General features: G+C 72.1%; 6 protein-coding genes and 1 pseudogene. 1 reads left to right on the top strand and 6 read right to left on the bottom strand.

The features are described from left to right. Positions 1–146: 146 nt before the first annotated feature. The 5 genes and pseudogenes from QQM67_RS03855 to QQM67_RS03875 all read right to left on the bottom strand — a co-directional run bounded on the left by QQM67_RS03855 (position 147) and on the right by QQM67_RS03875 (position 6,093). A complete protein-coding gene (locus QQM67_RS03855) occupies positions 147–1,124 on the bottom strand; it encodes a class I SAM-dependent methyltransferase (RefSeq protein ID WP_314172079.1) in 978 nt (325 codons plus the stop codon). Positions 1,125–2,466: 1,342 nt separating this feature from the next. Beyond that, positions 2,467–2,748: pseudogene (locus QQM67_RS03860) on the bottom strand (hypothetical protein); the annotation flags it as partial. A 507-nt stretch (positions 2,749–3,255) separates the two neighbouring features. Then, positions 3,256–3,714, bottom strand: coding sequence for a (2Fe-2S)-binding protein (locus QQM67_RS03865; RefSeq protein ID WP_314172080.1), 459 nt, complete (start codon positions 3,712–3,714; stop codon positions 3,256–3,258). A 10-nt stretch (positions 3,715–3,724) separates the two neighbouring features. After that, positions 3,725–4,441, bottom strand: a complete 717-nt coding sequence (locus QQM67_RS03870) for a molybdopterin cofactor-binding domain-containing protein (protein WP_314172081.1) — start codon at positions 4,439–4,441, stop codon at positions 3,725–3,727. 5 nt (positions 4,442–4,446) lie between these two features. Next, positions 4,447–6,093, bottom strand: coding sequence for a molybdopterin cofactor-binding domain-containing protein (locus tag QQM67_RS03875; RefSeq protein WP_314172082.1), 1,647 nt, complete (start codon positions 6,091–6,093; stop codon positions 4,447–4,449). Between the two features lie 402 nt (positions 6,094–6,495). Between QQM67_RS03875 and QQM67_RS03880 the strand changes: the two genes are divergently transcribed. Further along, a complete protein-coding gene (locus QQM67_RS03880) occupies positions 6,496–8,775 on the top strand; it encodes a LamG-like jellyroll fold domain-containing protein (protein ID WP_314172083.1) in 2,280 nt (759 codons plus the stop codon). Between the two features lie 781 nt (positions 8,776–9,556). On the opposite strand, the gene QQM67_RS03885 is transcribed toward QQM67_RS03880, so the two are convergent. Next, complete coding sequence (locus QQM67_RS03885) at positions 9,557–12,292, bottom strand: LuxR C-terminal-related transcriptional regulator (protein ID WP_314172084.1); 2,736 nt, start codon at positions 12,290–12,292, stop codon at positions 9,557–9,559. Positions 12,293–12,306: the final 14 nt, after the last annotated feature.

Raw genomic sequence — 12,306 nt, forward strand, 5'->3', positions numbered from 1 at the left:
GCGCCCAGAGGCCGTACGGGAGCCGTGAGGCGTGCGGGGCCGGGTGCGAGGAGCGGAGACGGGCCTTCCCGTCGTCCGGCTCGCGCGCCCGGCCCCGTCGACTCCCTCAAGGGATGCGGCGTGGGACCGCGTGACCGCGCCCGGCCTCAGACCAGCCGGTGCACGGGACGGCCGTCGCCCCAGCGCTTGATCGCGTCCTCGTCGGCGAAGGCCAGTGCCCTCAGCATGTTCCCGCCGTTGCTGGCGTCGACCGACTGCTTGAGGCGCCGGGCGTGGGCGTCCTTGAGCCTCGTCGTGCCGGCCTCGATGGTGTCGCCGTAGAACGGCTCGAAGGCCACGCCCGCGAAGCCCGCCTGGCGCAGCAGCCTCGGCATGGTCTCCCGCGAGTAGAACATCAGGTGGTTACGGGTGAACCCGTTCCACTTGGAGCCGAACGCCTTCAGCAGCAGCGACTGGGCGTTGACGGTGAGGATCATGAGCACGCCGCCGGGGGCGAGCAGGTTGCGGAACCTCGTGAAGTCCTCAACCGGACGCGGCAGATGGGCCAGCACCGACCACAGGGTGACGACGTCGAAGCCACCGGCCGCGATCTCCGGCACGTCCTCGGGGTCGCCGAAGTGCGCGGTGGCGGAGGTCAGTCGCTCGTTGGCCTCCTTGACGGAGTCAGGCGAGAGATCCACGCCCTGTGCGTCGAAGCCGCGCTCCTCTGCCAGCTCCAGGAAGAGGCCCGCGCCGCAGCCGAAGTCCAGCAGCCTGCGCTTGTCGCCTTCCTCGAAGACCGGCTTGAAGGCGTCCATGGCCTGCCGGTAGCGGCGCTGCCTGTTCGCGGCGTAGTTGCCGGTCAGGAAGCTGCTGTAGTTCTTGGAGTACAGATCGCCGAGGCGCTCCGGCAGGATGTTGGGGTTGCGGTACAGGAATCCGCACGACGGGCAGCGGACGACGTGGTACGTCCACGCGGTCTTGCCGTTCTTCTTCACCTTGGTCGGTTCGAAAAGCGGCTGCTGTCGGGACTCCCCGCACATGTGGCAGGAGATGAACTCCTCGATCGCGCCGAGCCTGACGCGTGAGCGGTATTCATCAAGGGATATCACCGGTGAAGTCCGCAGCAGCTTGCGCCACTGCAACTCCCTGAGTGTTCGCTCGCCCGGCCTGACGTATACGCGCTGTTCCCACGGAACGCTGTCGTAACGCGACCCGTATACGGCGCGGGCTACGGCTCGTTTGGCTGACACCATAGGGGTACCTCTCGAGACGGCTTTCGGCTCACAGTGTCACCTCCGAACGGTTTTCTTCAAATAGTGCTGCGGCTCTCTTGTCCGCTGACCGCTTGCTGAACGTTCGCGACCGGTCCTGCCTCGACTCCACGGAACAGTCAGAGGAGATATTTATGCTTCTATGTCTGTTTTGTCGGGGGATTGATTCCAGTTTGGCTCGGTGACGGGGGAGCGAATGTTTCGCCCGTCTTCCAGTTGTGCAGTGCTGATGGAGTTCGCGGAACGTCTGTAATCGGCGGTGGACGGTGCGTGTCTTTTCGGGCGCTCAGCAGGGCTTTCCGAAAGCCGCGGAGGCGTGAATGGGCCGGGTAATCCCGCGTCCCGATGAGCGTCTGACGCCTGCGACGGCGCATGCGGCGCAGGGGCAACCGGCTGCGTTCCTCTTCACTGCTTCCTCAATCCGTGCACAAGTCACGGGAGTTGAGAAGTTCCGTTCTGACCAGCGTGAAGTCGCGGGGGGCCGGGGAGGCGGATCGGGCCATTGTACGAGGCGGTAATCTCACGCAGAGCGACTGTCATGAGTTGGTAACAAATGGGCTCGGCGCCGCGGTAAAGCGAGGCGCGTTACCCGTAATTGGTCCGCCAATTGCCGTGGATTGATCAACGGGGGCGGCTCCGGGGGCCGCCAGGTGTCCGGGTGCGGGGGGCCCGGATCGTCCGGCGCGTCCGGCGGGTCCCGGACGCGCCGTAGGGGCCCGACTGGTGCCGGCGGCGGGCCTGTTGGCCCGCGGGGGCGATAGACGACGGGGTGGCGTGCCGAGGGGCGCGCGCGGCGCCGGGCGTGGGTGAGCGTCCGGGTGGCCGCTGGGCGGCGGCGGTGCGTGGGACAAGTGGGGGTGCGCGATGCCGTGTACGGACACGGGGTGTCCGTACACGGGCCGTCGGCTGCACGTGGTGCGTGGTGGTGCGGTGGCGCCGTCTGCTGGTGCGGGCGGGCCCATGTCGGCGTGCGCGCGTGGCGGTCGTACAGAACGTGTCGGTGTGCGGTGCCCGCGCGCGGTGTGCGGGCCCGAGCGTGGAGCGTGCCACGGCGTCCCTTGGGCGGGCCAAGGGACGCGACGTTGGCGATCGCGAAGTAGGGAGGCGTCACGGCAACGGAATCCGGCCGCGTGCGGCCGGATTCCGTTTCAGTATCCGCATTCCGTGTTCACGTCTTCTCCACGGAGAGTTTCCGTGCGGACTCCGGCGGCCCTCAGAGCCGGCGGACGCGGGCCGAAATCCCGTGCCCGATGAGGAGGTAAATCAGCGCGGGCAGGCCGTAGTTGAAGAAGACGCGCATGCCCTCGCTCTCCATCGTGAAGATGTCCTGGGCCCACGCGGCGAGCCAGTCGGCGGTGCCCTTCACGAAGTCCACGAAGGGGTTCGCCTGGTTCGCCTCCAGCAGGTAGAGCATGATCCACAGGCCCAGGATGACGGCCGCGATGTCCGCGATGGTGTGGATGACCAGTGCGGCACGCTGCGCGCCCTCGCCGTCACGCGGACGGCGCTCGCGGCGCGGCGGCGGGGAAGGCGGGGCCGGAGGCGGGTTGTAGCCCTGGTCGGGAGGCGGCGGGGGGCCGCTGCCCTGATAACCGCCGCCCTGGTAACCGCCGCCCTGATAGCCGCCGCTCTGGTAACCGCCGCCCTGGTAGCCGTGACCCGGAGGCGGTCCGGGCTGCCGGTAGGCCGCTCCCGGCGGGGGGCCGGAGGGCCCGCCGTTCCCGTACGGCTGCCGGGGCATGGGCTGGGTGTCGTTCATGGGGATCGGTGCCAATCCGACGCGCAAACAGCGTCTCGTCGCGGGAATCTCGTCGAAGGAGAAGAACGGCCACGGCCGCGGGCGTGCGGTATGCGGAGTGCGGGAAATCCCGGCCCGACGGGGCCCGGAACAAGAGTCCCGCATTCCCTCAGCGCCACGATGGGGCGCCTGCGTTACTCGCGTCACCGCGACGCCACTTCGCGTCCCGGATCCCGGAGCAGCACATCCGCGCGGCTCGTCGCATCACTGCATCATCGACGCCGCCTTCTTCACGGCCTCCCGGATGCGGAAGTACGTGCCGCACCGGCAGACGTTTGCGATCGCGTCGATGTCTTCGTCCGTGGGGTTCTTCGTCTTACGCAGCAGGGCGACGGCGGCCATGATCTGCCCGGGCTGGCAGTAGCCGCACTGCGCGACGTCCTGTTCGAGCCAGGCCTCCTGCACCGGATGCAGGGTGTCGCCGTCGGCCAGGCCCTCGATCGTCGTGACGTCCCTGCCCTCGGCCTCGGAGACGGGCACGACGCACGGATTCACCGCCCGCCCGTCGAGGTGGCTCGTGCAGGCCTTGCACACGTCGATGCCGCATCCGTACTTCGGGCCCCGTACGCCCAGCAGGTCGCGCAGCACCCACAGCAGGGGCATGTCGTCGGGGGCGTCGACGGTGACGCTCTTGCCGTTGACGGAGAAGGTGTGGGAAGGCAACGGAGGCTCCTCAGCGCGGGAAGGGGTCGAAGTCGACGTCGAAGTTCACGGGGAAGGAGCGCGGCCGGGTCCCGGTCGCGCGCGCATAGGCGTTGGCGACCGCGCCCACCGCTGCGGGCACGCCCAGTTCGCCGGCGCCCCCGGGCTCCGCGCCGTCCTCGGCGGGCAGCACGTGGACCCGTACGTCCCGCGGGCTGTCGTGCTGCCGCGCGTAGTGGAACTGCGAGTAGCTGCCCTCCAGCGGCAGCCCCTCGTCGATGTGCAGGCCCGCGCGAAGCGTCGTGGAGATCGCGTCCGTCAGCCCGCCGAGCATCTGAGCCTCAAGGCCCCGCGGATTGACCGGCCGTCCGACGTCGACCGCGATGACCGCCTTGGTCACCCTCGGCTTCTTCGGGTCGCGCGCGTCGATCTCCACGAGGCAGGCCGTACGGGACTTGTACTCCTCGTGGAAGCCGACGCCCTGCGCGAAGCCCTCCGGCAGCTCCCTCCCCCACTCGCCGTCCTCGGCGGCCTTGTCCAGCACCGCCCGCTGGCGCGCGGACTTGAGGAACGCGCGGCGGAACTCGACCGGGTCCTTGCCCAGCTTCTTCGCCATCTCGTCGACGACGATCTCCTCCGCGCCGCGAGCGTTCGCCGAGTAGACCGACCGCCACGAGGCCGTCGGCATCCTCAGCGGCACCTCGTTGAGCAGGTGGGTCGTGACGCCGAAGTCGTACGGGGTCTTCACCGTCGTCAGGAAGAGCGACTGGGCGAGGCTCGCGTTTCCGCCGACCGGCAGCTTCGAGGCGTTGGCGGTGAGGATCTCGCCGAGCCCGTGCCGGAAGTCGGTCTCGACGGCGGCGACGCGGTGCTCGAGCTGATCACGTTGCCCAGCGCGTGCGTCGCCCGGATCTTGTGGTGGGTCGCGGGCCGCATCCGGCCGTGGCGCATGTCGTCGATGCGCGACCACATCAGCCGCACCGGCCGCCTGCTCTTCTGGGAGATGCGGGCGGCTTCGAGCGCCGCGTCGAAGAAGAGCCGCCTCCCGAAGGAGCCACCGCCCTGCACGACGTGGACCGTGACCTTCTCCTGCGGAAGCCCCAGCTCGGCGGCGATCGTCTGAAGCGCCACGATCGGCGACTTGAGCCCGGACCAGATGGTCGCGCTGTCGTCCCGTACGTCCGCGACCGCCGAATTCGACTCCAGTGGCGCGTGGCTGACGAACGCGAAGTCGAACTCGGCGTCCGTGTGTTCCGTCAGTACGGGCGGCACCGCGAGCGGCGGGGCGGCGGCGCGGAGCTTCTTGCGTATGCCGTCGTCGGAGAGGCCGTCGACGGTGCCCTCGCCCCAGGTGACGTCGAGGGCGTCCTTGCCGTCGAGCGCCTGGCCGAAGGTCTCGGCGACGACGGCGACGCCCGTCTCGACCACGACGACGTCGAGCACGCCGGGCATGGCGCGCACGGCTGCCTCGTTGGCCACCGACTTCACCGTGCCGTTGAGGGTCGGCGGGCGTCGCACCATGGCGGGCTTCGCGCCGGGGACGTCGAGATCGAGGGTGTACTCCTGCTGCCCGGTGACGATCTTGCGGGCGTCGATGCGGGACGTCGGAACGCCGACGAGCGAGTGCTCCGACTCCGGTTTCGTGGCCGTACGCGCGCCGCTCAGCTCCTCGGTCCGCCCGGTAGCGGCCGCCGTGGCGAGGGACGCGTAGGAGGCGCGCCGCCCGCCCGGACCGACGACCACGCCCTTGTGCACGGAGAGGGTCCCCGGCTCCACGCTCCACTTGTGCGCCGCGGTGGCGACCATGCGGGCGCGCGCGGCGGCCGCGGTCTGCCGGACGGGACCGTAGAGCGACCTGATCGAGTTCGAGCTGCCCGTGAGCTGGTTCCACAGCAACTCGGGCCGTGCGTCGTCGAGTCGGACGCGTATCCGCTCAAGCGGCGTGTCCAGCTCCTCCGCGACGAGCATCGCCACAGCGGTCGTCAGGCCCTGGCCGACCTCCGCCCGCGGCAGCTGGAAGTGCACCGTGCCGTCGTCGTCGATCGTCAGCACGAGCAGGCCGGATGTGGGCTTGGCGGCCAGGATCAGCACATCGCCGAGGTCGACGATGTCGGCCGGCGCCGGGGGCGACGGCACGGCGGCCTGTGCGGAGGCGGGCGAGCCGGACTCCGTGCCGATGCTCGTGGCGACGGCCAGCGTCGGCGCGGCCACGAGGTACGTGAGGAAGCGGCGCCTTCCGGGCGCGTGGGGCGCCGTGGCGGGCGCGCCGGTCGCAGCGTCCGGGCCGGTGGTACCGGGCTCGGTGTGCGTGCCGGGTGTCGCGTCCGCGCCGGGCGTCGCGTCCGCGCCGGCCTCGGTGTACGTGCCGGTCCTGCCGGCCTCCCCGTCGGCTTCCGCCATGGTGTCGGCTCCTTCGCAGCAGGACGGCTGCCGGACCGGCAGCCGTGGCCCGGCTTGCGCTCACACTTCCGCGCCCTGGCCTGCCGGGCAATGTGCGGCCGGTGACGATTGTGCGTAAGCGTTGGAAACGCTTGATCACACCTCTGGCCGCCGGTGTGGTCTGCGGTGTTGCCCGCGAGCGGGGCCGTCCGGCCGGGAGAGGACTACGGTGCCCGGCCCGGAGGCAGGCGCTTCGGCGGCGAACCGGACGGCGGGTCTAGGTACATATTGCTCATGTCGCGGCTGTCACCGTTCTGTGATCCTGGGTGAGGACGAGTGCGGTCGCGGCCGCGTCCGCGCTCAACAGCCAGCTCCGGTCTCTTCGTTGAGACGCCGTCAACTGCCCGGGGAATGAACGAGCGGATGGTATTCACGCGACTGTCTGACGCCGAGCTGCGCCGGCTCGTCCTCGACGAGGGGGAGCTGTCCTCCGGTGCGCGCGAGGAGTTGCAGCACCGCCACTATCAGGCCGTACGGGACTTCGCGTGCGCCGTCAGCCCCGCAGAGGGCGAAGCGCTCGCCGCGCAGGCATGGGAGCAGGCGCTGCGGCCCCTGGACGAGGACATCACGGGAGCAGTGCGTCCCCGTGCCCTCAGCGCAGTGCTGCGCGTGGCGGCGGACTGGCTGGGGACGGACGAACGGAGCGCGCTGGCACCGGAGTTGGTGAGCTGGTTCGAGCCGGACGCCGTGGCCTCGGTGGACACCGTGGACGCCGCGGACACCGTGGACGGGACGGACGCCGTGGCCCCGGCGGACGCCGCGGTCCTGGCGGGCGACGGCGACGCGGTGGCCGTCACCGGCGACGGCGCCGAGCGCGCCGCCGCCGCGTCCGGCAGCCGCGCCGGGGCCGCCCGCCTCGCGCAGCAGCGCTCCTCGTCCGTGACGGCCCGCGCCTTCGAGCGCCTCCCGGCCCGCAGCCAGACCGTGCTCTGGCACTGCGAGGTCGAGCGCGACGGCGACGCCGCGATCGAGCAGCTGCTCGGCGCGGGAGGCGAGGACGTCTCGCTGCTCAACAGGCGTGCGCGCAGGGAGCTTTACAACGCCTACGTCAGCCTCCACCAGGACGAGACGGTGGACGACGCGTGCCGCCGCCTGCACCGGATGCTGCTCGCCTACGCCGAGCAGTCGTCCATGAACACCCCCGGCGATCTCGTCTCGCACCTCGACCGTTGTACGCACTGCGCGCGCGCCGTGGACGATCTGGAGCGCATGCGCTTCGAGTTCGGGGGCGTGCTCGCCGACGCGCTGCTGCCGTGGGGAGGTGCCGACTACGCTCTCGCGGCCCACACGGTCTCGTCCGCGACCTTCGCGGTGGCCGAACATGCGCCGGGCGAGCCGCGGAAGGGGTGGGGAGCGGCGGTCCTGCCGGGAGTGGCGGGGCCCGGGCGGCGCTTGCTCGGAGCCTTCCGGCGGCGTGCGCTCGCGCTGCCGGGCATGGCCGCCCTGGCGGGCGACGAACGCAACCCGCGCGCACGGCGGTTCGTGCTCGCCACCGCGCTTGTCGGCCTCTGCTCGCTCGTCGTCGCCGTCGCGTACACGGGGGGTCTGCGGCAGGGCGCCGAGAACAGCGGGGCGCCGCGCCCGCCCGGGAACACCGCCGAGCCCATACCGCCGGGGGACGAGCCGACGGCCACCGCGACGTCGACGGTCACGGCGACGAAGCCCCCGCCCGGCAAGGGCGGGGGGAACGGGTACCGGCCCGCATCTCCCGTACGCGGAGCGGCACTTGAGTGGCTCTTCGACGCCGTCGACGACGGCGTGACGGTGGACACCTCCGGCAACGGCATCGAGGGAACGCTCGACGGCGACCCGCTTCCGAAGCTGATCAAGGGCGGGGCACTGGACTTCGAGGAGCAGCAGTCGGTGGTCGCCGACGGTCCGGTCGTCGACACGACGAAGAGCTTCTCCGTCTCGGCCCGCGTGACGCTGGACGACTCCGAGGACTTCGGAACGGTGATCAGCCAGGACGCCTCGTACATCAGCGGCTTCGCCCTCCAGTACGACCCGGACGCGGACCGCTGGGAGATGATCATGGCCGAGGAGGACGACGAGGACTCCGACTTGATCCAGGCGGGGGGCGGTACGGGGCCCGCCGAGGACGCATGGACGTATCTGACGGGCGTCTACGACGCGGACGCCGGTGAACTGAGGCTCTACGTCGACGGCAAGCTCCAGGACACCGTCTCGACGGGCGGGGGCTCGGACGCGGCCCAGAGCTCCACCACGACCACCACGACGACGACCTCGGGCGGCTCCGGTTCGGGCGGCGGCGGCTTCAGGGGCGGCGGCGGAGCCGGCGGCCCCGGCGGCTTCGGCGGAGGGGCCGGGGGCGGCGGCGGTGCCGGAGGCGGATTCTTCGGCGGGCCGTCCGGAAGCGGCGTCAGCAACGGCACGGACGACGGCACGACCAGCGGAAGCTTCGACGAGAACTTCGATTTCGACGCCGGCCAGCTCGCCGGCAACATCATCCGCGACACGACCGGCAGCATCTTCGAAGACGTCGACGCACAGGGGGACTTCGCGGTCGGCCGCGGCCTGGCCGGTGAGGAGTTCGTCCGTGGCTTCGACGGCACGATCGACGACGTCCGTGCGTTCAAGCGCGCCCTCACCTCGGAGGAGGCGGCGGCCCTGGCGGGCCGGTGAGGGGCGCGCGCTGACGCCCGGCGGTGCGATCCCGCCGGGCACGGTCTTTTCCGGTGGTGGTGGTGCGTTCGGCCTGGCGGTGCGCGCGGGCACGGACGGTGAGACGGCTCGCGGGTTCGCTGCCGGCGCGAGCCGGTCCGCGCGCCGCGTCGGCCTGGGCTGTCGGTGCCGCGCGGTAAGGCCGAACCGGCCAACTCGCCTGGCATCCCCACGCGTTGGGCGGGTCTGCCTCCGGCGCCGGCCGGGCCGCGCGTTGCTCGGGTTTGCCCCAGGCGTCGGCCGGGCCGCGTGCCGGGTCGGCCCGGTCCGTCCGGCCGTGCCCGCACGGTAAGGCCGAACCGGCCAACTCGTCTGCAATCCCCGGTCGTTGGGCGGGTCTGCCTCCGGCGCCAGCCGGGCCGCGCGTTGGGCGGGCTTGCCCCCGGCGTCGGCCGGGCCGCGTGCCGGGTCGGCCCGGTCCGTCCGGCCGTGCCCGCACGGTAAGGCCGAAACCGCCCAACTCGTCTGCAATCCCCGGTCGTTGGGCGGGCCTGGCCCCGGCGTCGGCCGGGCCCGCGTGCCGCGTCGGCCTGGTCCGGCCGTGCCGCCCGGTAGGGCCGAACCGGCCAACTCGCCTGGAATCCCCGGTCGTTGGGCGGGTCTGCCTCCGGCGTCGGCCGGCCCGCGCGCCGCGTCGGCCCGGTCCGGCCGTGCCGTCCGGCAAGGCGCCGAACCGCCCAACTCGCCTGGCATCCCCGCGCGTTGGGGCGGGGTCTGCCTCCGGCGTCGGCCGGGCCGCGTGTCAGGCGAAGTCCTCCTTCAGGTACTCCGCCCTGAGCGCGCGCCGGCTGCGCAGGCCCAGCTTTCGGTAGATGTTCTGGAGGTGGTTGTCGACCGTGCGCTTGGAGATCGTGACCGCCTCCGCCACCTCGACGTTCGTGAGGCCGGAGCACACGAGACCCGCGATCTCCGCCTCCCTGGCGGTGAGATGCTTCGCCGCGCCCAGCACCGTCAGCCCCGGGGTGCGGGCCTTCTCGCAGTGGCGCTGGAAGGAGAAGGACAGGTTCTCGGCCGCCGTGGCCGGGCGGTGCTCGCCGCGGTGGCTCCACAGGGTGCACGCGGAGGCGGCGGCCTCCGCGGCGACGAGCGACGCGCCGGTCTCCCCGAGCAGACGGGCGCTGTCCATGAGCCTCGCGGGGTCCGAGGCGGCGAGCGCCGAGACGTACGAGGCGCGGGCCGCGGTCAGTCCGCCGTCCGAGGCCTCGGCGATCGCCGCCAGTCTGGCCTCGGGGCCGCGTGCGTCCCCGAGCCGCGCGATGTCCGTGAGGATTCTCGCCTCGGCGGCCACATGGCCCGCGGTCCGCGCGTCCTCGGCCGCCTCCCACAGCACGCTCCGCGCACCCCGCTGCTTTCCCTGCGCTGCGAGCAACCACGCCTGGCCCAGCGGCAGTTCGGATCGGAACGTTCCCCAGCGCGGGAGGCCCGCGCAGGCGTCGACCGCCTTGGCCGCCGCCGGTACGTCCTGCATCAGGGCCGCGGCCTCGGCCTTGCGGGCCAGCGCGATGTGCAGCGTGCCGGGGAAGGAGTTGCGCGAGGCGACGCTCGCCGACTGGGAGGCCCAGCGCCGCGCCTCCGCGGGCCTGCCCAGCAGGAGGGAGCAGCGTGCGAGCGCCGCGGCGATCAGCGCCTCCGCGCCGGCGACGTCGTCGGCGAGCGCCTCCTGCCAGCCCCGCTCGCCGGTCTTGTACGCCTCGTCGAGGCGGCCCTCCTCCTCCAGCGCGTACATCGTGATGCTCAGGTACTCGACGGGGTGCGGGATCGCGGGGGACTCCTCAAGGCGGACGCGCTCCTCGTACGCCTCGCGCGCCGACTCCAGGCCCTCGCGGACCCTGCCCGCGGACACGAGCGCCGTGGCCCGCGAGCCGTTTCCCAGTACGCGGGCGAGGCAGTTGCGGTCGAAGCCGCGGCCGTCCACCACGCGCAGCGCCTCCTCGGGCCTGCCGAACGCCATGAGGATCGCGCCGCGCGCGGCCGTCAGCACCTCGCGGTGCCGGGGCTCGGAGAGCTCCAGCGCCGCCTCCGCGTTGACGTCCAGTGCCTTGCGCGCGTCGATGAACCCCCAGGCCAGGAGCCGCGATTTACCGAGTGCGAGGAGCAGCCGGTCGAACTCGCCCTCGGTCCTCTCGGCGGCCTCCTCGAAGACGTCCCAGGCGCTGTCGAGGTCCCCGAGCTCGAACAGCGACTCGGCGAGCAGCAGCCGGGAGAGGAAGTCCTCGCCCTCGCGGCACGCGGCGCGCGAAAGCTCCCGCACCGTACGGAAGTTCTGGGTGCGGCGCGCCAGAGTGGCGGCCCGCAGCAGCGTGTCCGGGTCGGCCGAGCCGGTGGCGGCGAGCTGCCAGGAGGCGATCCGTATCTTGTCGGTGAACCTCTTCGCGCCCCTCGCGCGCACCAGTTCGGCCTCCTCGCCGAGGATGCGCCGGCGCTCGGGCGACGGGATGGCGGAGCGCAGCACCTTCTCGTGCCCCGGGTGCCGGAGGGAGACCGACTCGCGGCGGCCGTCCAGGGACGTGCTGATGAAGCCGAGGACCTCGAGCTCGTCCATCGCGCCGCCGGGAAGGCTGGCGGCCTCCACGGGCTGGCAGAGCGCGATCCGGTTGAGCGTCCGGCGGGTCTCGGGGGAGACGCCCGCCAGACGCCGCTCGACCATCTCCGTCAGAAGGGGAGTGGCGCCGACGTCCGAGATCAGCGTCCAGGACTCCCCGTCGTCGACGAGTGTCTCCTCGGCCAGCGACTGCACGACGAACTCCCGCAGGTAGCACGGGTTTCCGCTGCTCACCCGGTGCAGCAGCGAGACCGTTCGCGGCTCCACGGGGCCGCGGAGGACCCGGCGCATCACCTCGCCGGTCTGCGGTTCGCTCAGCCCTTTCAGATCGGCGCGTCGGGCCTGGCCGCTCGCCTGGAGGCTGTACGCGACGGGGCCCAGGCCGTGCAGTGAGCCGACGGTGCCGAGGAGGAAGGCGACCCCGGCTTCGAGGAGTTGGGCCGTGAGCGACGCCGACGCCTCGTCGAGCCCGTCGAGATCGTCGACGACGAGCGTGAACCTCCGTTCGGGGGCGGGGCTGTTGCCGGTGCCGGCGCCGGTGCCGGTGCCGGAGGCGGGGCAGGACGACGCCGGGCAGGGGCCCTTTCCGTTGCCGGGACGGGCGGCGTCGTCCCCGTCGCCCCGGGAGCTCATGTCCATGAGCGCGTCGCGCGCCTTGCCGAACAGCGTCACGGAGTCCTCGACGCCGGTCCCCTGCGGCAGCAGATGCGCCAACGAGGCGAGCGGGAAGCCCGGTTCGGAGACGGCGATCGCCTTGCCCGTCGCATGACCCGCGAGCTCCGCCCGCTCGCGGCAGACCCGCGCGAAGTGCGACTTCCCGACGCCCTGCGGGCCGTGGACGATGAACGCGTGCCACCGGTCGCTCGCGAGCGCTTCGTCGAAGTCGGCGATCTCCCGCTCATGCCCGACGAACGGCCAATCTGTCGGAGCATCCACGATGTCGCCCCCTC

Source organism: Streptomyces winkii, assembly GCF_032248595.1.
GTDB lineage: Bacteria > Actinomycetota > Actinomycetes > Streptomycetales > Streptomycetaceae > Streptomyces > Streptomyces winkii.

Coding starts and splice junctions, on each gene's coding strand:
- QQM67_RS03875 (WP_314172082.1), bottom strand. CDS start 6,093: ATGGCGGAAGCCGACGGGGAGGCCGGCAGGACCGGCACGTACACCGAG.
- QQM67_RS03880 (WP_314172083.1), top strand. CDS start 6,496: ATGGTATTCACGCGACTGTCTGACGCCGAGCTGCGCCGGCTCGTCCTC.